Genomic DNA, 20913 nt, shown 5'->3' on the forward strand with positions numbered 1-20913 from the left:
CACGTTGACTTCTTCGTCCACCCGGAGGTGGCTCCCGTGCGCCCCTTGTACGTACCCGTCCGCCTGGCCGTGACGGTCCTGGCCGTGGCCGCCGCCGCCGGCTGCATGAGCGTGGGTGACGACGACGGAAGCCAGGCCAGGCCGTCGCACTCGGCGGGGGAGCGGGGCGGCGGGGCCGCGGGCGGAGGGCAGGGCGGTCCGGGCGGCGGCGCCGGGTACGGCGGAGCGGCGCCCGGTCACGGGCACGGGCAGGGCAAGGACGGCAAGGGCGAGGACGGGGACTCGGCTTCGCCGTCGGCCTCGCGGTCGGCGGGCGCCGGTGCGAGCGCGAGCGCGTCGGCGCCCGCGGGACCGGGACAGACCGTGAAGCCGGGCCGGCCGTCGCCGACGGGGGCCCAGCCGAGCCCGCCGCCGGGCACCACCGCGCCGCCGGAGCCGCCGGATCCGTCGCCGCAGCCGCCGACACCGCCGGACCCGACGGTCGCGGAGCCGTCGTCGTCCGCCCACGAGGAGACCGGACCGCAGCTGGTGCAGCGGGAACCGGCGCCCGAGGCGGGGTGGCCGGCGCCGTGACGGCCATGGTTTCCAAGGCCGGGAAGCGTTCGTGACCTGCGGTTATGGGGTCGGATTTGCCTTGGGTGGTGGAGGGTGCGTATGGTGGTAGATCGTTTGATCCCATTTGCCCGGCGCCAACGCAGAGCGCGCCGTGTGGCGCGTACTCTCCCTTGCCGTGGCGGACCGCATTGAGGCGGTCGTAATGCGAATCACGGAGTTGACGGGCGCGTGCCGACGAGACTCCGGAAGGTTTCGCATTCGCATGTCCATTTCCAGTACTGATCACGTCGTCGTGCCCGAGAACGGCGACAACGACGAGCACATCGAGGCGGCCGTCGAGACGGTCGCCGAGACCGAGACGACGACCGAGGCCCCGCAGCTCACCTTCGCGGACCTCGGCCTCCCCGAGGGCGTCGTCCGCAAGCTCGCCCAGAACGGCGTGACCACCCCCTTCCCGATCCAGGCCGCGACCATCCCGGACGCCCTGGCCGGCAAGGACATCCTCGGCCGTGGCCGCACCGGCTCCGGCAAGACCCTCTCCTTCGGTCTGCCGGCCCTGGCGCAGCTCGCCGGCGGCCGCACCGAGAAGAAGAAGCCGCGCGCCGTCATCCTCACGCCGACGCGTGAGCTGGCCATGCAGGTCGCCGACGCGCTTCAGCCCTACGGCGACGTCCTCGGCCTCAAGATGAAGGTCGTCTGCGGCGGCACGTCGATGGGCAACCAGATCTACGCCCTGGAGCGCGGCGTCGACGTCCTCGTCGCCACCCCGGGCCGTCTGCGCGACATCATCAACCGCGGCGCCTGCTCCCTGGAGAACACCCAGATCGCCGTCCTCGACGAGGCCGACCAGATGTCGGACCTGGGCTTCCTGCCCGAGGTCACCGAGCTGCTCGACCAGGTCCCGGCGGGCGGCCAGCGCATGCTGTTCTCGGCCACGATGGAGAACGAGATCTCCACGCTGGTCAAGCGCTACCTGACCAACCCGGTCACGCACGAGGTCGACAGCGCCCAGGGCAACGTCACGACCATGTCGCACCACATCTTCATCGTGAAGCCCAAGGACAAGGCGCCGGTCACCGCCGCGATCGCCTCCCGCAAGGGCCGCACGATCATCTTCGTCCGCACCCAGCTGGGCGCCGACCGCATCGCCGAGCAGCTGCGCGACGCCGGTGTGAAGGCCGACGCGCTGCACGGCGGTATGACGCAGGGCGCCCGGACCCGGACGCTGGCGGACTTCAAGGACGGCTACGTCAACGCGCTCGTCGCGACCGACGTCGCCGCCCGCGGTATCCACGTCGACGGCATCGACCTGGTGCTGAACGTGGACCCCGCCGGTGACCACAAGGACTACCTGCACCGTTCCGGCCGTACCGCTCGCGCGGGCCGCTCCGGCACCGTCGTGTCGCTGTCCCTGCCGCACCAGCGCCGCCAGATCTTCCGCCTCATGGAGGACGCCGGTGTCGACGCCGGGCGCCACATCATCCAGGGCGGTGCCGCCTTCGAGCCGGAGGTCGCCGAGATCACCGGCGCCCGCTCGATGACCGAGGTCCAGGCCGAGTCCGCGGGCAACGCGGCTCAGCAGGCCGAGCGCGAGGTCGCCCAGCTCACCAAGGAGCTGGAGCGGGCGCAGCGCCGCGCGAGCGAGCTGCGCGAGGAGTCCGACCGCCTGGTCGCCCGGGCCGCCCGCGAGCGCGGCGAGGACCCGGAGGCCGCGGTCGCCGAGGCGCAGGCCGAGGCGTCGCAGTCCGTCGCCGAGGTCTCGGTGCCGGAGCAGCCGGCGGCGCAGGACGTCGACCGGGCCGAGCGCGAGGAGCGGACCTCGTCCTCGTCCTCGTACGAGCGTCGTGACGACCGTGGTGGCTTCAACCGTGACCGCGGTGACCGTCGTGACGACCGTGGCGGCTTCCGTCGTGACGACCGCCGGGACAACAACGACCGTGGCGGCCGTTCCTTCGAGCGTCGTGACGACCGTGGTGGCTTCAACCGTGACCGCGGTGACCGTCGTGACGACCGCGGCGGCTTCCGTCGTGACGACCGTCGTGACGACCGCCGGGACAACAACGACCGTGGCGGCCGTTCCTTCGAGCGCCGTGACGACCGTGGTGGCTTCAACCGTGACCGCGGTGACCGTCGTGACGACCGTGGCGGTTTCCGTCGTGACGACCGTCGTGACGACCGCGGTGGCCGCTCCTTCGGCGGCGGTGGGGACCGTGACCGTGACCGTGGGTTCGAACGCCGGGACAACAACGACCGTGGCGGCCGCTCCTTCGACCGCCGTGACGACCGCCCCGGCTTCCGCCGTGACGAGCGCACCGGTCACCGTGGCAGCGACCGCCCCTTCAACCGCGACCGCCGCGACGACCGCCCCGGCTTCCGCTCCGCCGGCCACGACCGCCCCTACGGCCGTCGTGACGAGCACCGCGGCAGCGGCACCGGCACGGGTTCCGGTTCCGGCTCGTCCTCCTTCGGCCGCCGTGACGACAAGCCGCGCTGGAAGCGCAACGGCTGACATCGGCTGATCCATCCGCGAAGGGCCCGTACGACTCCGGTCGTACGGGCCCTTCGCGCATTCCGTCGAACGTGTGACGGTTGTTAAGATCCGTTGACTCGAACGGGCATGGTGGGGCGCGACGGAGGGGGTCTCGGCCACGTCGCGCGCCGTGGGTGTGGAGGGACCGACCTCCGGCCGCCATGGCGTTCTCGTATCCCTGGGGAGGGACCCTTGTCTCGGCGTGTACGCACACGCTCCACCGCGCCCCGGCGCGTCCGGATCGCTTTCACCCTGACCAGCCTGGCCGCCCTCGGCGCCGGCTCCCTGACCACCGCGGGCCCGGCGGCCGCGGACAGCACCCCCATGCCCCTGCAGACCGCCGGGGTGTGGGCGGTCGACTACGCCGGCGGCGTCCTCACGACGGTGGAGAACGCACCGAGCGGCGATCCCTACGTCACCAACCGGGCCGTCTCGGCCGACGGCACCGTGGCGGGCGAGCGGGACACCCGCGGCTACGCCGGCACGTTCGCGAACGGCGCGCACCTCCAGCGGGTCGCCTGCGACGAGGGCTTCTGCACGGCGCTGCGGGCGGGCGGCAGCGGGAACGTCGGCGTCTTCTTCGGCGACTCCGAGGGCGCGGAGGGCCAGGAACGCGCTCAGGTCCGGCTCAGCCGCACCGGCTACCACGGCACCGAACCCCTCGTCACGGGCGGCCACTTCGTCGACATCACGGGCCGCTACTTCGTCTACGACGCGGCCTCGACCGGCAAGCAGTACGTGGACGTGGGGCAGCGCTACCGCACGCAGCAGGTGCGCCTGACCCGCTCGGTCACCGCCGCCTCCGTGTGGGGCTCGCGGCTGTACGCGCCGGGGACCGGCAACGGCACCGTCACCGCCTACGACCTGGAGCAGAAGAAGACGGTAGAGACCCTCGCCACCGGCGCGCCCTGCACGGTCAAGGAGCTCCAGGTGGTGGGCCGCTGGGTCTACTGGAACTGCGGGCCCACGGGGGCGGCGGGCGTGTACGACCGTACGGCCAGGAAGAACGTCACCGTGCCGTCCGGGCCCGTCCTCGTCGGCGACGGCTACCTCGTCCGGCACGACCGTACGGCCGGAAAGCTGCTGCTCACCGACTTCCACACCGGTACGGCGGCGGACCCGCGCGAGATCGCCGACCTGCCGGCCGGGAACACCGCCGACCAGCGGCGGCTGACGTGGTCGGTGGACAAGTTCGGCGGCGACATCGCGTACGCGGACGCGGACCACACGCTGCACGTGGTGCAGAGCGGAGTGCCGTCCCAGCCGCTGGCCCTGATCGAGGCCGAGGTCGACGACGGCACCGTCGCGGTGCGGGACGACTGGTGGAACAGCACCTGGCAGCTGAACAAGCCGACCACGTGGACCTTCACCGTGAAGGACGTCCTGGGTCGTACGGTGCACACCCAGTCCGGCACCGGAACGGCCCCCGACGCGGGCTGGAAGGGAACGACGGACGCGGGGGCGACCCCGAACAACGGCCGCTACACCTGGAGCCTGACCGCCACGGCGACCGAGGGCACCGGCACGTTCCGCACCAGTGGCTCGATCGTGCTCTCCGGCGCCCTGCCGGTCCACCACGACGTGGGCGGCTACGGCTACGGCGACCTGGTCACGCTCGACTCCTCGGGACGTCTGGGCGTGCGCTACTCCCCCGGCAACGGCACCGTGGGCGGGGCGGTCTCCGCCTCCGGCTGGCCCGCCGCGACCGTGGCCGTTCCCTTCGGCGACATGACCGGCGACCGGTGCGCCGAGACCCTGATCCGGATGCCGAACGGGGAACTGCGCCGTTACCTCGGCCGCTGCGGCGGTTCGTACACCCCGTCGAGCAGCCATGTGTCGCTCGGCACCGGCTGGAACCAGTACGACGTCCTGACCTCGCCCGGTGACGTCACCAAGGACGGCCGCCCGGACCTGATCGTCCGCAGCGCCTCCACCGGCACGGTCTACCTCTACCGGTCCGACAGCGCCGGCAAGCTCTCCTCCCGGGTGAAGCTCTACGACGACTGGAAGGGCTACAAGAAGATCGTCGGTGTCGGCGACTTCAACGGTGACGGCGTCGGTGACCTGCTCGCCCAGGACAAGGCCAACGCGCTGTACCGGTACGACGGGACCGGCAAGGGCACCTTCTCGGCCCGTGTGAAGATCGTCGCCGCCTGGGGCGGTTCGTACAACGCCGTCGTCGGCGTCGGCGACATCAGCGGCGACGGCCGGGGCGACATCGTCTCGCGGGACACCGCGGGCGTTCTGTACCGCAACGACGGCACGGGCAAGGGGTCCTTCGGCCCGCGTACGAAGATCGCCAGCGGCTGGGGCGTATACAAGGGCATTTTCTAGCCATCGAGGCACGCATGTCATGTCCCCGGTGAGGGAATCGCTGGGGACATGACAGATGACGTCAAGACGAGTGGGCTCTCGGACGAGGAACGGCTGGCCCAGCTCGGTTACACCCAGGTCCTCGCCCGCCGTATGTCGGCGTTCTCCAACTACGCGGTCTCCTTCACCATCATCTCCGTTCTGTCCGGCTGTCTGACCCTCTACCTCTTCGGGATGAACACGGGCGGCCCGGCCGTGATCACCTGGGGCTGGGTGGCCGTCGGTCTGATGACCCTCTTCGTCGGCCTGTCGATGGCCGAGATCTGTTCGGCGTACCCGACGTCGGCGGGCCTGTACTTCTGGGCGCACCGGCTGGCTCCCGCGCGCACGGCGGCGGCCTGGGCCTGGTTCACGGGCTGGTTCAACGTGCTGGGCCAGGTGGCGGTGACGGCGGGCATCGACTTCGGCGCGGCCTCGTTCCTCGGCGCCTATCTCAATCTCCAGTTCGACTTCGAGGTGACGCCGGGCCGCACGGTCCTGCTCTTCGCCGCGATCCTGCTGCTGCACGGCCTGCTGAACACCTTCGGCGTAGGCATCGTCGCGCTGCTGAACAGCGTCAGCGTGTGGTGGCACGTGCTGGGCGTGGCCGTCATCGTCGGCGCGCTGACCTTCGTACCGGACCAGCACCAGTCGGCGTCCTTCGTGTTCACGCAGTTCGTGAACAACACGGGCTGGGGCAGCGGCGTGTACGTCGTCCTGCTGGGCCTGCTGATGGCGCAGTACACCTTCACCGGTTATGACGCCTCCGCCCATATGACGGAGGAGACGCACGACGCGTCCACGGCCGGGCCGAAAGGCATCGTCCGCTCGATCTGGACGTCCTGGATCGCGGGCTTCGTCCTCCTGCTGGGCTTCACCTTCGCCATCCAGTCCTACGACGACCAGCTCGCCTCGCCCACCGGCGCGCCGCCCGCCCAGATCCTCCTCGACGCGCTGGGCGCGACGGCCGGAAAGCTGCTCCTGCTGGTCGTGATCGGCGCGCAGCTCTTCTGCGGAATGGCCTCGGTGACCGCCAACAGCCGCATGATCTACGCCTTCTCGCGCGACGGCGCCCTCCCCTTCTCGCACGTCTGGCACTCCGTCAGCCCCCGCACCCGCACGCCCGTCGCGGCGGTCTGGCTGGCGGCGGTCGGCGCGCTGGTGCTCGGCCTGCCGTATCTGATCAACGTGACGGCCTACGCGGCGGTGACCTCGATCGCCGTGATCGGCCTCTACATCGCCTACGTCGTCCCGACCCTGCTGCGGCTGCGCAAGGGCGAGGCGTTCGAGCGGGGGCCGTGGCATCTGGGCCGCTGGTCGCGGCTGATCGGCGTGGTGGCGGTGGCGTGGGTCGCCGTCATCACGGTCCTCTTCATGCTCCCGCAGGTCGCCCCGGTCACCTGGGAGACCTTCAACTACGCCCCCGTCGCCGTCCTGGTCGTCCTGGGCTTCGCCGCGACCTGGTGGCTGGCGTCGGCCCGGCACTGGTTCCTCAACCCCGAGCACAGCCGCACGATCGCCCGCGAGGCGTCTCGCAAGGGTGCCCCCGAACCGGTCGATCCGTGACACTCCCGACCCCCGACGGCGCCGCCACGCCGTCCGACGCGGCCGGGTCCCCGATACCCGATCGGAGACTCGGCCACGTCCGGCTATGCTCGGGGAGGCAACATCGCCTGGGCCCTTAGCTCAATTGGCAGAGCAGTGGACTTTTAATCCATTGGTTGTGGGTTCGAGTCCCACAGGGCCTACGGGGTGTAGGCAGAGGGTGTTCCCTCTGACCTGCCGCGCAGCGTCCGGGTCGGCTTCGGTCGGCCCGGGCGCTGCGGTGTTTCCGGGGTCGCGTGAACAGACGTGCCCGGGGCATGTACCACTCAGGTGTGAACTCGGCCGGTCGTCCGTGGCCGGGAACGAACGAGCCCGCAGGACGCCGTCGGGGACCGTCCGCGCCGAGGCTGCGGGGTCGGGTCATACGGTGCGTGTGACCGCGTCGGTCAGGCGGTCCGTTTCTTCCGTGGCATCGATCGTACTTATACGGCACTTTTCAGTCGCTCTGCTCGTATTGCGCAACACGTACAGTCCGTCACCCGGTTGGGGGCAGTACGCATACGAGGAGGGGCAAGTGAAGAAGACCCTGCTGACCACAGGGCTCGTCGGGGTGCTGATGGCGGGGGCGGCCGTGCCGACCTCGGCCATCTCCGACTCCGGGTCGACGCCGTTGCCCGGCACCGGCGCGAAGGTCGAGGTCTCGGCCTGGCAGTGCAACGCCTATGCCGACAAGTGCTCCTTCAAGACCTCGACCAAGGCCAAGAAGGGCGGCGTGAAGTACAACGTCAGCAAGATCACCAATACGGCGACGGTGAAGGCCAACGGCTGGCAGGCCACTCTCGCGCTCAGCCCGAGCGGCACGCAGGTGAGTGAGAACACCCGTCAGGTCAGCTGGACCAACCAGAACACCTGGATCGCCGACATCAGCGGCATCGCCGATCCGGGTGGCTCGATCAACACGAGCGTCACCACCTGTTCCGACGGCGGTGCCTTCAAGTCCGGTGTCAAGGCGTTCGCTTCGGCCTGCGCCAACGACTGACCGACCATCCGCCGTGCCGCGGGGCCACACGTGGGTGTGGCCCCGCTCAGCGTATGAGGTACCGCATGAACAACAGCCTCCTCCAGGAGCACACCGGGGGCCGCCGCAGCCGGGTGCTCGCGGCCGCGGCGGTGATGATCGCCGCCGCGGCCCTGGGTGTCTCACTGGTCGGTGGCGGGCCGGTGGACCGGCCCGACCGGCCCGGCGGCGACCTGGCCGAGCAGCTCGACGCCCTGCGCGGAGCGAACGATCTGGTACGGGCCACCCGCGCCGAGGTCGGACGCGACCCCGCGCTGTATCCGACCGCGTACGGCCGTCTCGAGGCCGCGCTTCCCACGGGCAGCCGGACGGACCGGCCGGTACCCGAAATCCGGCCGGAGGCCCTGGTAGAACTCGCCCGCACCGACCGCCTGGACAGCCCGGCCTGGCAGGCGCACTACGTGTGTCTGTCGCTGGCGGGCTCCAGGACGGCCGACGCGGCAACAGTGCTGGACCGGGCCGGACTTCGGGAGCGCGCCGGGAGCGAGGCGCTCGCCTATCTGCGGGTGCCGGACAAGGCGGACGACGCCCCGACCTCGCTGGCGACACGGGCCGCCTTCCTCCACACGGTGACCTGTCTGGGCCGCGACGACGAGGTGTCCCGCGCGACCCTGGACCGGCTCGCGGCGGACGCCGCTCGCGTCGACCAGCCCGTACCGGTGCTCTACGCCGTCGAGGCGTTGCGGGACGTCGACGTGGGCGCTCGTGCCACGCGGGTGCTGCGCGCCGCCGCCGTACTCGCGGATGCCGACTGCGGGGGCCTCGACCCCATCCAGCGGGCAGCGCTGACCCTCTTGAGCCATCGGCTGACACGGCAGGCGCGTTCCTGTCTGCTGCCCTCGCTGAACGACCCCGACACCCAGACACGGTGGGTGGTCCGGCGGGCGCTCGTCCTCGGTGCCGCCGACACGTCCGCGCCCCTTCCCGTGGCGGTGGGAAGCATCCGGGCCGACGGTCTCGTCGCCAAGTCCCCGGCCCAGCTGGGCACACTCACCGCTACGTACAACGCCGCGCGGGCCCTTACCGCCGGCGCCCGGCAGGAGCACACGCCGAACTGGCTGAGGAAGCGGCTGCGGCGGCTGGGGTCGGACCCGGGCCTGGACCCGTCCGACCGGGTGCTGCTCGCCATGACATGTCATCGGCTGTCCCTCACCTGTGGACCACAGGCCGGGAAGGGCGTGGCGGAAGCGGCCGAACTGACCGTGCCGGCCAGCCTGACCCCGGAGAACCAGCGCGGCTGGCACGGAGCCATGGCGGCCCGTGCCGAGTTCGGCCGGGGCTGCCGGCGCACTTCCGTAGAGCTGCCCGCGGACGAGGGCGCGACGCTCTCGTCCCGTTCGCTGCACCTCGTGGCGGTACTCGCCGACGCCGGCTGCGAGACCCAGGCGAAGCGGCTCACCGCGGGGACCGACCTCATCGGCCAGGCCAGGAAGGCGCTGCGCGAAGGCGACCTGCTCACCGCCTCCGACGCGGTTCAGGCAGCCCTCGCCGCGGATCAGACCATTCCGCAGTCGTGGTGGGCGGAGCTTCCCCGCCTGCTGGAGCGTTACCGCGACCCGGATTTCCCGGATCTGTACGCCGCCTCACCCGGTGGTGTCGCCTCCGCGGACGCGACCAGGGCCGCGTACTACCTCCTCGCGTGAACCGTCCTCACGGCTGCCGCTCGATTCCTCTCACACCAGCGATTCCCCCACGACGCAAGGACACCGGGCCCATGAACACCGCCTCTCCACCCGCCTCTCCACTCGCCGCCCCACCCGCAGTCGTGGCCGAAGGGCTGGCCTTCATCTATGCGTCCGGCGGTGGACTGACCCGTGCGGACATCACTCTGGAAGGCGGAGTGATGGCGGCCGTCGAGGGTCCCTCGGGATCGGGCAAGAGCACCCTGCTCGCGGTCCTCGGACTGATCCTGTCGCCGACCGCGGGCTCCCTGCACATCACCGGCACGGACACCGGCGCCCTGCTCCCCGCCGACCGGGACCTGCTGCGGCGGCGCTCGATCGGCATCGTCCTGCAGGATCTCGGACTGCTGACGTTCCTCAACGCCTGGGAGAACGTCGCCGCCGCCTTCGGACCCCGTCTCGCCCGGCACCGCACCACGGCCCGCGCCCTGCTCGGCGACCTCGGCATGGAGCACCTGTCCGATTCCCGGGTCACCGAACTCTCCGGTGGCCAACGGCAACGTGTCGCCGTGGCCCGCGCGGCCGTGAAGCAGCCGGTGCTCATCCTCGCCGACGAGCCGACCTCCGGCCTCGACCCGAAGACCGCGAACTCCGTGACGGGGGCCCTGCGTTCGTGTGCCGAGCGGGGCGCGGCCGTGCTGCTCGTCACCCACGACCGGGCGGTCTCCGAGACCTGCGACCGACGGTACGTGCTCGACGGGGGAGTGCTGTCGAGCGCCGGCGCGGAGGACACCCTGAGGGGGCACGCGCGCGAAGAGAACGCACATGATGAGAACGCGCGTCAGGGGAACCTCGGATGAGCCGCTGGAGTCTCTACACCTGGACGCGTGACGGCCGCTCCCTGCGCAGGACGCTGCCCACCCTCACCTTCCTGGCCGCGCTGCTGACCGCCTCCGCCGGTGTGGTGGCCGGTGCCTCCGGGGCCGTGGAACGGGACGTGCTGGGGTCGGGCGGACTCACTCAGATCGAGCTCAGCTCGTTCGAGGGCGACGCCTCGGTCCGTCCACTCACCCGGTCCGCCCTGCGGGACGCCCTGCACCTCCCCGGCGTCCGTCGGGTCGTCGCCGACTACTCCTCCGCGCTGTACGCCGAGGAGGAGGGGACGTACGACCTGATCAGCCACACTCTGACACCGGGCGACGACCTGCCGGTCACCGAGGGCGGGATCCCCGCGGAGCTCGGTCCGGACGAGGTCGTGCTCCCCGCCACCGCGCAGGGAACCGACTTCGCCCCGCTTCTCGGCCGGTCCGTGGCCTTCGGGTACACCAAGGCGACGGGAGCCGCGTCCGGCACCACCGCTGTCGTGACACTAAGAATCGTCGCGCTGTACGACCCGGCCTGGCAGGCCGACGGACCCGGCGTCGCCTACCTCTCGCAGGACACCGCCGCGCTGCTGGCGGCGGCCCACGCCGGGCAGCAGCCGGCGGTCTTCCAGGACAGGGAGGGGGCGCAGTCCGCGGTCGTGGTGGTCGGGCACCAGAAGCAGGTGGCCGCCGTCACCAGGGCACTTCAGGAGGACGGATTCTCCGCGTCTCCGGTGTCCGACCGGGTCCGCAACCTGCCCGGTCTGTTCGGCGCGGCCGATCTCGCGATGCGGGTCGCGGTCCTGGCGCTGGCACTGGGCGCCATCGTGCTGGGTGCCGTCCGGGCCGCGGACAGCACGCGGGCGCGGCTCAGCCAGTTCGCCATCCTGCGGATCCTCGGTTCCGGCAGGCCCGAGCTGCGCCGGATCCTGCTCGGCGAGGCCGTGCTGTCCGGTGGGGTGGCGGGCCTGGTCGGTGCGATCGGCGGCACCGGCCTGTCCGTCGTCCTGGCCGGCCCGCTCAGTGACGTGCTCGGCCTGCCCATCGCCCGTACGGATGCTCTCCCCGGACCGGTGTGGGTCGCCGCGGCGCTGCTGCTGCCCGCCGCCGGCCTGGTCGTCGGTACCCTCCTCGGCAGCCGTGAAGTGCTCCGGCGGGACCCCTATCTGACCGCCCGGGCGCACGGCTGACCATCTTCGTGTGTGGGGCTCAGCCCGCGTTTCGTTTCGGGAGTTCCGGCAGTTCCGAGCGGCCCGACAGTTCCCCCAGCGGCAGGGTGTGCTGGGTCTGGAGGACCTTCGCGCGGAGGTAGCGGACGTTGTGCGGGGTGGTGAAGACGCCCGTGGGGACGCGTTCGCGGACGACGGTGCCCAGGGAGCGGAGCTGGTCGGCCTTGTCGGGGTTGTTGGAGAGCAGGTCCAGCTCCTTGACGCCCAGGGCCCGCAGCATCTGGGCCGCCGCCGTGTAGTCGCGGGCGTCCTCGGGCAGGCCGAGGGCGGTGTTCGCCTCGTAGGTGTCGAGGCCCTGGTCCTGGAGGGCGTACGCGTCGAGCTTGTTGTAGAGGCCGATGCCGCGGCCCTCCTGGCGGAGGTAGAGCAGCACGCCGCCGCGCTCGGCGATGCGTTCGACGGCCTCACGCAGCTGGGGACCGCAGTCGCAGCGGGCGGAGCCGAAGACGTCACCGGTCAGGCACTCGGAATGCAGACGGACCAGCGGAGTGGTGCCGGGCGCCGGGTCGCCGAGGACGATCGCGACGTGCTCCTGGCCGTCGGTCAGGCCGTGGAAGGTCACCAGTTCGGCGTCGACGCCGTAGCCGTCGTGGAAGCGCAGCGGGACCCGGACGCGGGAGCGCTGGGTGGCGGCGGGGAAGTCGGGCATGCGGGCTCTCCGTATCCGGAGGGACATCTGCTTCAGATTTGAAGCAGAACCTTGAGATCCTGACCCTAACCCACGCTTGAAAGTTAAAGCAACGAGGGAGTGGTTCTTCGGCCGTCCGTCACCGGCACGGCGGCTTCGGGGTGCCCGAGCGGCGACGCCACGGCACGTCGTCCGGCGCCCCGCCCGCCGAGTCGCCCTGGAGCGCACCCGTGACCCCCGTGAAGATCTCCTCCAGCTGGCGCACCTGGTCCGGGGTGAGGTGGTCGAAGAGGGTCGCGCGCACGGTCTCGACGTGCCCGGGCGCCGCCCGCTCCAGCACCGACATGCCCGCATCGGTCAGAGCCGCGATGCTGCCCCGCCGGTCCGACGGGCAGCCCTCGCGCGCCACCAGGCCGTCCTTCTCCAGCCGTGTCACCGCGTACGTCAGCCGGCTGCGGGTGATCTTCAGCCGCTCGGCGAGGTCCGTCATGCGCAGCCGCCGCTCGGGTGACTCGGAGAGCGTCGACAGGATGGAGTAGTACATGTGCGGCATGCCGGCCTCCTGCTGGAGCTGCCGGTCGAGCGTGTCCTCCACGAGCAGGGTGGCGGCCATGTACGCGCGCCAGGCGCGCTGCTCCTCGGGGGTGAGCCAGCGGGTCGTCATGCCGCCAGTGTAGGTTTGTTTCAAACTTGAACCAAGGGTCCCCGTCACAAGCCCGGCCCGCCCGCCGTACCCGCCGTACCCGCCGAATCCACCCCGCCCCGCCGCCGAGAGTGAGCGCGTCGATGCCGTTCCCGTACGTCCTGCTGTCCGCCGCCGTCTCCCTCGACGGCTGCCTCGACGACACCGGCCCCGAGCGGCTGCTGCTCTCCAGCCCCGCCGACTTCGACCGGGTCGACGAGGTACGGGCCTCCGTGGACGCGATCCTGATCGGCGCCGGCACCATCCGCGCCGACAACCCCAGGCTGCTGGTGAACTCGCCCGGGCGCCGGGCCGCCCGGGTCGCCGCCGGCCGCCCGGAGTACCCCCTCAAGGTCACCGTGAGCGGGACGGGCGAGCTGGATCCGGCGGCGAACTTCTGGCACACCGGCGGCGAGAAGGTCCTCTACACGACCGACCGGGGCGCCGAACGCGCCCGGGGCGCGGGCCTCGCCGCCGACGTCGTCCCGCTGGGCCCCGAACTCGACTGGCGGCGGCTGCTGGAACACCTGCACGACGTGCGGGGCGTACGGCGGGTCATGGTCGAGGGCGGTGGCACCGTCCACACCCAGCTGCTCCAGCAGGAGCTCGCCGACGAACTCCAGCTCGTGCTCGCCCCGCTCTTCGTGGGCGACCCGGACGCGCCCCGGCTGTTCGGGCCGGGCGCGTACCAGGGCGGGCGGCTGCGGCTGGTGGAGACCCGGCGGATCGAGGACGTCGTCCTCACGCGCTACGAGCCGACCGCACCCGGCGCCGGAGGCGTCGCCTCGCCCGCCGACCGGCACTGGCTGGCGCTCGCCTGCGACCTGGCGGAGCGGTGCCCGCCGTCGCGGACCGCGTTCAGCGTGGGGGCGGTGGTGGTGACAGCCGACGGCACGGAGCTCGCCCGCGGGTACTCCCGGGAGGGCGACGATCCCGTCGTGCACGCCGAGGAGGCGGCCCTCGCGAAGATCGACCCGGTGGATCCGCGGCTCGGCGGCGCGACGGTGTACAGCAGCCTGGAGCCGTGCGCCCGGCGGGCCTCCCGGCCGGCGCCGTGCGCGCGGCTGATCCTCGACGCGGGGGTACGGCGGGTGGTCACGGCCTGGCGGGAGCCGGACACCTTCGTCGCCGGTGCCGACGGCACCGGGGTGCTGACGGCCGAGGGCGCCGACGTCGTCGTACTGCCGGAGTACGAGGCGGCCGCCCAGGCGCCGAACCGGCACCTGCGGGACTGAACCGAGCCACGCCGACGGGGCGCGAATCAACCGTTGTGCATCCGGTCCCGCGAATGGCGTATGCTGGTCCTAACGACGCGGGGTGGAGCAGCTCGGTAGCTCGCTGGGCTCATAACCCAGAGGTCGCAGGTTCAAATCCTGTCCCCGCTACTGAAGACTCAGGGCCGGAATCCAGTTCATGGATTCCGGCCTTGAATGTTGTCCGGCCTTGAATGTTTTCCGGCCCTGATTGTTTTTCCACGCTGCTCCCGTCACTCGTACCTTTTCCTGCCCCCGACGCCCTCGTCATCCGGTCGGCTCACACCGGTCGCCGCCCGCCTCCGTCGCGGCGAATCTGGATCTCCGTGGCGGGAGACGGCGGGAGACGGCGGGAGACGAGTGGTGCGCCCTGATGACGCGGCGGGCGAGGAGCCGCACAAGAATCCCGCCACGGCCTACGACGACTACCTCGTCCTGCCTGACCGCAGCCGGGCCGGCGGACGGCTCCCGGCCGACCCGGTGCCCGACCCCGGCCTCGGCGACGAGGCACCCCCGCCGTCCGGTGCGGCGCGCGCGGGGGGTGCGGAGCGCCGGATCTCCGCCACCCGGGCCCTCCTCCAGGTCCTCCCGCTCCTGCTGGTCGTCGGCGGGATCGTCTACGACTTCTGCACGCCCCCCGACTTCACCGCGGCCCCCTTCTTCACGGCCGCCCCGCTGGTGGCGGCGCCGCTGTACTCGCTGTCCGGCACCATCACCACGGGGGTCTTCGCGTTCGTCGCGGTGTGCGCCGTGCACGCCCGCTCCTCTCGGCTCATGGAAGCGAGCGCGATCACCGAGATCGTCACCGTGGCCACGGTCGCCGCCATGGCCGTGGTCATCAACCGCGTCGTGCGCCGCGGCGACCGGCGGCTGGCCAGCGCCCGCGGGATCGCCGAGGCCGCCCAGCGCGCGGTGCTGCCCGAACCCGCCGAGCGGATCGGCGGGTACGACGTCGCGGCCCGTTACGAGGCCGCCCAGGAGGACGCCTTCATCGGCGGCGACCTGTACGCCGTGCAGGACAGCCCGCGCGGGGTGCGGCTCCTCGTCGGGGACGTACGGGGCAAGGGCATGGGCGCGGTGGCGGCCGTGGCCGTCGTCATCGGGGCCTTCCGGGAGGCCGCCGAGCAGGAGGCGACCCTGGAGGCGGTGGCCCAGCGGCTGGAGCGGGCGCTGGCCCGCGAGGGCACCCGGCGCGACGGACTGGACGCCTTCGAGGGCTTCACCACCGCCGTACTCGCCGAACTGCCGCACGGCGCCGAGGCCGTCCGGGTCCTCAACCGCGGGCATCCGCCGCCGCTGCTGCTGCACACGGACGGCAGCGTGCGCACGCTGCCGGCCCGCGAACCGGCCCTGCCGCTCGGCATGGGCGAGTTGGGCACCTGGCCCGACCGCGCGGAGGAGAGCGACTTCCCGAAGGGCACGACCCTGCTCCTGCACACCGACGGCGTGTCCGAGGCCCGCGACACCCACGGCCGTTTCTACGACCCCGAGGAGCGGCTCGCGGGCAGGTGCTTCCGCGATCCCGAAGCACTGCTCGTCGCCCTCGCGGAGGACGTGCGCCGGCACTCCGGCGGCGGAATGGCCGACGACATGGCGCTGCTCGCCGTACGACGGCCCTGAAGGGGTAGCGGACCGGCCGTGGACGGTCCCCGAAACGGCCCAGGGCCGGTCCGAGCCGGTCCTGAACCGACCCGTAGTCACACGGGGTGATCAGCTGACCCCTCTGCGCATCACATCTGAGTCACCGTCAAAACGAGTGGGGCCCCCGAGGCGTTCCGGCTGGGGCGCCCGGCGTGGTCAACTCGCCCGATTTCCGCCGGTCATGGGCTGTAAGTCCAGGCCAAAAATGTTAATGATCAAGTGGAACAGCTTGGAATCACGCCCCCGTGTCTATTAACGTTCGATAACGCAGCGCGGTCGTCCCAGCCGTCACAAGCGACGGCTCCGTGCGCACGCGCCGAATCCTGCAAGGGAACCGGGGAACCACCACCTTGGGGTGAATCGCACGTACACCGCCGTGAACGTCGGGCGGTATACGCGCGTAGGAGACCTTCCTGCTCCGAACCCGTCAGCTAACCCGGTAGGCGAGAAGGAAGGAAAGGAGCACGCCCACGTGGCGTCCAACCCGCCTGCCCCCGAAGCCCCGTTCGTGCCGAGTCAGCGCAGCACCGAGCCGTTCGGCTCCGGCAGCTACCGCACCGACGAGGGCCCGTGGGAGGAGTGGAACCCCACCGAGGAGTCCCTCCGTCCCGTACGTGGCCGGCACCGTGTCGCCAAGCAGCGCGGCGGACTCGCCCGCAGCTCCACCGTCCTGGGCGTCGGCGTCATAGCCGCCGTGAGCGCGGGCGGTATGGCCAGCGCCAACACCGGCAAGCCGCCGGTGTCCATCTCCATGCCGGACCTGCCCTCCGTCGGCTCCCTGCTGTCCGACGACTCCGCGGACGCGGCCGAGGCCCCCACGGCCCCGCTCAGCGGTATCGGCGTGACCTCCGCCGACACCGCCCAGGGCACCACCGACGCCGGCGAGGCGCTGCGCACCCGGATCATGGCGCAGGCCGAGCAGCAGCAGGACCAGGTCGACACCAAGGCCGCTGCGGCCTCGGCGGCGGCGGCCCAGAAGGCGGTCGCCGACGCCGCCGCCAAGGCCGAGAAGGAGGCGGAGGCCAAGGCCGCCGCCGCCAAGAAGAAGGCGGACGAGGCGGCCGCGCAGAAGGCCGAGGCCGCGCGCCTGGCCGAGCTCGCCAAGCAGTACACGCTGCCGACCTCCTCGTACACGATCACCTCGACCTTCGGGCAGGCCGGCTCGATGTGGTCCTCCGGTTACCACACCGGTCTCGACTTCGCCGCGCCCACCGGGACGCTCATCAAGGCGATCCACAGCGGCACGGTCACCGAGGCGGGCTGGGCCGGTTCGTACGGCTACCGCACGATCCTCACCCTGGACGACGGCACCGAGCTGTGGTTCTGCCACCAGTCCTCGATCAGTGTCAGCGTCGGGCAGAAGGTCGCCACCGGCGATGTCATCGGCCGCGTCGGTGCCACCGGCAACGTCACCGGCCCGCACCTCCACCTGGAGGTCCACCCGGGCGGCAGCGCGGACGGCATCGACCCGATGGCCTGGCTGCAGGGCAAGGGACTCACCCCCTGACCCGCGCGACCCTCCGAGTTCCCTGATCGTTCTCCGATCCCCGGCAGCCCTGACGACGTCCCCCCGACGTCAGGGCTGCCGGTTTCCGGTTCTCCGGGATACGCGCGAAATGCGGAATACGGGGTTCCTGGGCGGGTGTTGATGTTGAACATGACTTCTCTGCGCAAGCTCGGTTCCTCAGACCTCGAGATCTTCCCGCTCGCCCTCGGCGGCAACGTCTTCGGCTGGACCGCCGACGAGGCCCAGTCCTTCGCCGTGCTCGACGCCTACGCTGCGGCGGGCGGCAACTTCGTCGACACCGCCGACTCCTACTCGGCGTGGATCGAGGGCAACAAGGGCGGCGAGTCCGAGACCGTCATCGGCAAGTGGGTCAAGGCGCGCGGCAATCGCGCCGACGTCGTCATCGCCACCAAGGTCAGCCAGCACCCGGACTTCCCGGGGCTGAGCGCCGCGAACATCAGGGCCGCCGCCGACGCTTCCCTGCGCCGCCTCGGCACCGACCACATCGACCTCTACTACACGCACTTCGACAAGCCCGAGGTGCCGGTGGAAGAGATCATCGGCGCACTGGACGAGCTGGTGAGGGCGGGCAAGGTGCGCCACATCGCCGCCTCCAACATCTCCGCCGACCGGCTGCGGGAGTCCCTGGAGTTCTCCGACCGCGAGGGACTGGCCCGGTACGTGGCGCTGCAACCCCACTACAACCTCGTCTCGCGCGACACCTACGAGGGTGAGCTCCAGGACCTCGCGGCCCGCTCGGGACTGGCCGCCGTCCCGTACTTCGCGCTCGCCTCCGGCTTCCTCACCGGCAAGTACCGCCCCGGTGCGACGGTCGACAGCGCACGTGCTTCGGGCGCCGCCAAGCACCTCGACACCGAGCGCGGCCGGACGGTCCTCGCCGCTCTCGACGAGGTCGCAGGCGCCCATGACGTCCCGGTCGCCACCGTCGCCCTGGCCTGGCTCGCGGCCCAGCCGACGGTGGTCGCCCCGATCGCCTCCGCCCGGACGGTGGAGCAGCTGCCGGCGCTGGTCGGGGTGGCGGAGCTGGAGCTGACGGAGGCGGAGGTCGCGCGCCTGACGGCCGCGTCGGGCTGACCTTCCCCATGTCCCCGGCGATGTCCCCAGGGCTACGGGGCTACGACCGGTACGGGTTGTACGCGGGATACGGCGCCGCCGGGTAGCCGTACACCGGCCACGCCGCCGGAGGGGGCACCGGCATCATCACCGGAACCGGTGGCGCCGTCGCCCGCGCCGCGTAGTCCAGCGCGGGCCGCGCCACCTCCCGGCGCCGCCACAGCTCGTGCAGCAGTTCCCGTTCCCGTACGAGGAAGTCGGCGCCGGCCCGGCCCCGGCGCCCCCGGTGGCGCAGGAACGCCAGGGAGGTCGCGTACGCCTCGTACTCCGCGACCGCCCGCCCGGCGGGCCTGCCGAAGTGGTGCCCGGCGTACTCGCGGGCCAGCCGCCGCGCCCGCATCGAGCCGAGCGCGAACGGCTCGGCCGGGGTCAGCCAGCCGGTGACGGCGTAGGCGGGCAGCTCCTCGCGCACGGTCCGCAGTTCGCGCTGGCGTGTCCAGATCACCAGCCAGGTCAGCAGACCGAACGCGGGCACCATGAACACCCCGTACACGGCGAAGAAGCCGAACTCGCCGAAGGTCGAGGAGCCGTTCCAGAACGCGTGCATGCCCATCGCGAGCAGCAGCCCGGACAGTGGCAGAAGCACCCGCCTCACCCGCTGCCGCTCCCCGGACAGCGCGGCGACGCCGAAGCCGATACCGGTCAGGACGGTGAACAGGGGGTGCGCGAACGGCGACATGATCACGCGGACGAAGAAGGTCGCCGCGGTGACGGACGCGATGCCGCGGCCGCCGCTGAGCTGGTCGGTGCCGAAGGCGGTGCCGAGGTAGAGGATGTTCTCGGTGAACGCGAAGCCGGTGGCGGTCACCCCGGCTATGACGACCCCGTCGACGATCCCCGTGAAGTCCCGTCTGCGGAAGAGGAAGACGAGGAGCACGGCGGCGGCCTTGGCGGACTCCTCGACCACGGGCGCTATCACGGTCGCGCCGAGGGTGTCGGCGCTCGACGGGTCGGCGGTCGCCGTCGCTATCCACTTGGTCGCGAAGCTGTTGGCGACGATCGCTATCAGCGCCGCCGCGCAGGCGCCCCAGGCGAAGGCGAACAGCAGGTTGCGCCAGGGGCCCGGTTCGACCCGGTCCAGCCAGCGGAAGGCGGTGACGAGCAGGGGCACCGGCAGGACGGCGAGGCCGAGCCCGACCAGGAACCCCTCCGTGCCGGTCTGCCGGCGCACGAGCGCCAGGATGACGAGCCCCGAGAGCGTCAGCAGGGTGATCAGGGCGCCGTAGCGCACCCATCTCCGGTGCCACCAGTGCGCGTGCCGGAGCCGACTGTGGGCGGGAACGCCGGAGTGCGTCGGATAAGGGGGAACGGTCGCCACGGCATTGACCCTAACGAGGGAGGGCTGGTCTTGCTGTTCCTTTTGCTGCCTGCTGTATCCGCGGTGCCTGCGGTGTCCGCCGCGCCTACGGCGACCGCCGCTCCGGAGGCTTCCGGTGCTGTACGCGACGGAAGAGCAGATCGTTCACGACGTGTCCCTTGTCCAGCCCCTGACCCTCGAAGCGAGTCAGCGGGCGGAACGCGGGACGTGGCGCGAAACCGCCGTCCGCCTGGGTGTTCTCGAAGTCGGGGTGGGCGCTGAGCACGTCGAGCATCTGCTCGGCGTACGGCTCCCAGTCGGTGGCGCAGTGCACGAGCGCGCCGGGTCGCAGCCGGGTCGCGGCGAGGTCCAGGAACTCCGGCTGGATCAGCCGCCGCTTGTGGTGCCGCTTCTTCGGCCAGGGGTCGGGGAAGTAGACGCGCACCCCGTCGAGCGAGTCGGGGGCGAGCATCTCCCGCAGCAGGATGATGGCGTCCCCGTTGGCCACGCGGATGTTGGCCAGTCCGTGGTGGTCGGCGAGGTTGAGCAGATTGCCCTGGCCCGGCGTGTGCACGTCCACGGCGAGGATGTCGGTGTCGGGGTCGGCGGCGGCCATCTGCGCGGTGGCCTCGCCCATCCCGAACCCGATCTCCAGCACCACCGGGTGGTCGTTGCCGAACAGGGCGCCCAGGTCGACGATCTGCTGTCCGTCGATGTCGAGGCCCCACTTGGGCCACAGCCGCTGCAACGCGTCCGCCTGTCCCGCGGTCACCCGGCTGCGCCGCGGCTGGAAGCTGCGGATCCGCCGCTCGAAGTGCGACCCGGCGGGGTCGGCCTGCGGGCCGCCGGGGAAGCGCGGCTCCCCCTTGTCCCGGGTGTGCCGGACGAGGACACCGGGATCATGGCGGTGCCGCGGGTCGTCGGGGGTGGGCTGGGACGCTTCGGAGGCGGTGTTCGGCTCAGACACAGTGGGGACGATTTTACGGCGCCCCCGGGC

The 20913-nt window shown here is 71.7% G+C and carries 16 protein-coding genes, 2 tRNA genes and 1 riboswitch; of the genes, 14 read left to right on the forward strand and 4 right to left on the reverse strand.

The genetic code is table 11. The features are described from left to right. The first annotated feature begins 36 nt into the window (after positions 1-36). From ACFV0T_RS07540 to ACFV0T_RS07580, 9 genes are all read left to right on the forward strand, one after another. Positions 37-573, forward strand: a complete 537-nt coding sequence (locus ACFV0T_RS07540; protein WP_385775475.1) for a hypothetical protein — start codon at positions 37-39, stop codon at positions 571-573. 244 nt (positions 574-817) lie between these two features. After that, a complete protein-coding gene (locus ACFV0T_RS07545) occupies positions 818-3064 on the forward strand; it encodes a DEAD/DEAH box helicase (protein ID WP_385775477.1) in 2247 nt (748 codons plus the stop codon). Positions 3065-3277: 213 nt separating this feature from the next. Then, positions 3278-5419: an FG-GAP repeat domain-containing protein gene (locus tag ACFV0T_RS07550; protein ID WP_385775480.1), complete on the forward strand. Its 2142-nt coding sequence runs from the start codon at positions 3278-3280 to the stop codon at positions 5417-5419. A 48-nt stretch (positions 5420-5467) separates the two neighbouring features. Beyond that, a complete protein-coding gene (locus tag ACFV0T_RS07555; RefSeq protein ID WP_385775482.1) occupies positions 5468-7003 on the forward strand; it encodes an amino acid permease in 1536 nt (511 codons plus the stop codon). A gap of 109 nt (positions 7004-7112) precedes the next feature. Then, positions 7113-7185: transfer RNA gene (locus ACFV0T_RS07560), tRNA-Lys, on the forward strand. Between the two features lie 371 nt (positions 7186-7556). Next, positions 7557-8021, forward strand: coding sequence for a hypothetical protein (locus ACFV0T_RS07565; protein ID WP_385775484.1), 465 nt, complete (start codon positions 7557-7559; stop codon positions 8019-8021). 65 nt (positions 8022-8086) lie between these two features. After that, positions 8087-9703, forward strand: a complete 1617-nt coding sequence (locus ACFV0T_RS07570; protein WP_385775486.1) for a hypothetical protein — start codon at positions 8087-8089, stop codon at positions 9701-9703. 71 nt (positions 9704-9774) lie between these two features. Further along, the gene (locus ACFV0T_RS07575) at positions 9775-10542 is read left to right on the forward strand and encodes an ABC transporter ATP-binding protein (RefSeq protein WP_385775488.1); all 768 of its coding nucleotides are present in this window, start codon (positions 9775-9777) and stop codon (positions 10540-10542) included. Further along, positions 10539-11735: an FtsX-like permease family protein gene (locus ACFV0T_RS07580; protein ID WP_385775490.1), complete on the forward strand. Its 1197-nt coding sequence runs from the start codon at positions 10539-10541 to the stop codon at positions 11733-11735. Before ACFV0T_RS07575 ends, ACFV0T_RS07580 begins: the two co-directional genes overlap by 4 nt. A 19-nt stretch (positions 11736-11754) precedes the next feature. On the opposite strand, the gene ribA is transcribed toward ACFV0T_RS07580, so the two are convergent. Both ribA and ACFV0T_RS07590 read right to left on the reverse strand, forming a co-directional pair. Then, a complete protein-coding gene (gene ribA / locus ACFV0T_RS07585) occupies positions 11755-12423 on the reverse strand; it encodes a GTP cyclohydrolase II (protein WP_385775492.1) in 669 nt (222 codons plus the stop codon). 118 nt (positions 12424-12541) lie between these two features. After that, a complete protein-coding gene (locus ACFV0T_RS07590) occupies positions 12542-13066 on the reverse strand; it encodes a MarR family winged helix-turn-helix transcriptional regulator (protein ID WP_385775494.1) in 525 nt (174 codons plus the stop codon). A 122-nt stretch (positions 13067-13188) separates the two neighbouring features. Here ACFV0T_RS07590 and ACFV0T_RS07595 point away from each other — a divergent pair, with 122 nt between their 5' ends. From ACFV0T_RS07595 to ACFV0T_RS07615, 5 genes are all read left to right on the forward strand, one after another. Next, positions 13189-14319, forward strand: coding sequence for a dihydrofolate reductase family protein (locus ACFV0T_RS07595; protein WP_385775496.1), 1131 nt, complete (start codon positions 13189-13191; stop codon positions 14317-14319). A 76-nt stretch (positions 14320-14395) separates the two neighbouring features. Beyond that, a tRNA-Met gene (locus ACFV0T_RS07600) sits at positions 14396-14469 on the forward strand. A 348-nt stretch (positions 14470-14817) separates the two neighbouring features. Further along, entirely contained in the window at positions 14818-15957 is a 1140-nt protein-coding gene (locus ACFV0T_RS07605) for a PP2C family protein-serine/threonine phosphatase (RefSeq protein ID WP_385775546.1), read from the forward strand. Between the two features lie 325 nt (positions 15958-16282). Then, a riboswitch (cyclic di-AMP (ydaO/yuaA leader) is annotated at positions 16283-16439 on the forward strand. Positions 16440-16450: 11 nt separating this feature from the next. After that, on the forward strand, positions 16451-17485 hold the full coding sequence (locus tag ACFV0T_RS07610) for a M23 family metallopeptidase (RefSeq protein ID WP_385775498.1): 1035 nt from the start codon (positions 16451-16453) through the stop codon (positions 17483-17485). A gap of 150 nt (positions 17486-17635) precedes the next feature. After that, positions 17636-18580 (forward strand): aldo/keto reductase, encoded by a 945-nt coding sequence (locus ACFV0T_RS07615; protein ID WP_385775500.1) that lies wholly within the window; start codon positions 17636-17638, stop codon positions 18578-18580. A gap of 40 nt (positions 18581-18620) precedes the next feature. Here ACFV0T_RS07615 and ACFV0T_RS07620 read toward each other — a convergent pair whose 3' ends face one another. Both ACFV0T_RS07620 and trmB read right to left on the reverse strand, forming a co-directional pair. Further along, positions 18621-19937, reverse strand: a complete 1317-nt coding sequence (locus tag ACFV0T_RS07620; RefSeq protein ID WP_385775502.1) for a PrsW family intramembrane metalloprotease — start codon at positions 19935-19937, stop codon at positions 18621-18623. Positions 19938-20022: 85 nt separating this feature from the next. Then, positions 20023-20883: a tRNA (guanosine(46)-N7)-methyltransferase TrmB gene (gene trmB, locus ACFV0T_RS07625; RefSeq protein WP_385775504.1), complete on the reverse strand. Its 861-nt coding sequence runs from the start codon at positions 20881-20883 to the stop codon at positions 20023-20025. Positions 20884-20913: the final 30 nt, after the last annotated feature.

The sequence above is a fragment of the Streptomyces sp. NPDC059582 genome (genome assembly GCF_042735715.1).
Taxonomy (GTDB): domain Bacteria; phylum Actinomycetota; class Actinomycetes; order Streptomycetales; family Streptomycetaceae; genus Streptomyces.

Excerpts from the sequence above, each read along its gene's own strand:
- ACFV0T_RS07545 (WP_385775477.1), top strand. The coding sequence starts at position 818 with ATGTCCATTTCCAGTACTGATCACGTCGTCGTGCCCGAGAACGGCGAC.
- ACFV0T_RS07555 (WP_385775482.1), top strand. The coding sequence starts at position 5,468 with ATGACAGATGACGTCAAGACGAGTGGGCTCTCGGACGAGGAACGGCTG.
- ACFV0T_RS07570 (WP_385775486.1), top strand. The coding sequence starts at position 8,087 with ATGAACAACAGCCTCCTCCAGGAGCACACCGGGGGCCGCCGCAGCCGG.
- ACFV0T_RS07575 (WP_385775488.1), top strand. The coding sequence starts at position 9,775 with ATGAACACCGCCTCTCCACCCGCCTCTCCACTCGCCGCCCCACCCGCA.
- ACFV0T_RS07580 (WP_385775490.1), top strand. The coding sequence starts at position 10,539 with ATGAGCCGCTGGAGTCTCTACACCTGGACGCGTGACGGCCGCTCCCTG.
- ribA (WP_385775492.1), bottom strand. The coding sequence starts at position 12,423 with ATGCCCGACTTCCCCGCCGCCACCCAGCGCTCCCGCGTCCGGGTCCCG.
- ACFV0T_RS07590 (WP_385775494.1), bottom strand. The coding sequence starts at position 13,066 with ATGACGACCCGCTGGCTCACCCCCGAGGAGCAGCGCGCCTGGCGCGCG.
- ACFV0T_RS07595 (WP_385775496.1), top strand. The coding sequence starts at position 13,189 with ATGCCGTTCCCGTACGTCCTGCTGTCCGCCGCCGTCTCCCTCGACGGC.
- ACFV0T_RS07615 (WP_385775500.1), top strand. The coding sequence starts at position 17,636 with ATGACTTCTCTGCGCAAGCTCGGTTCCTCAGACCTCGAGATCTTCCCG.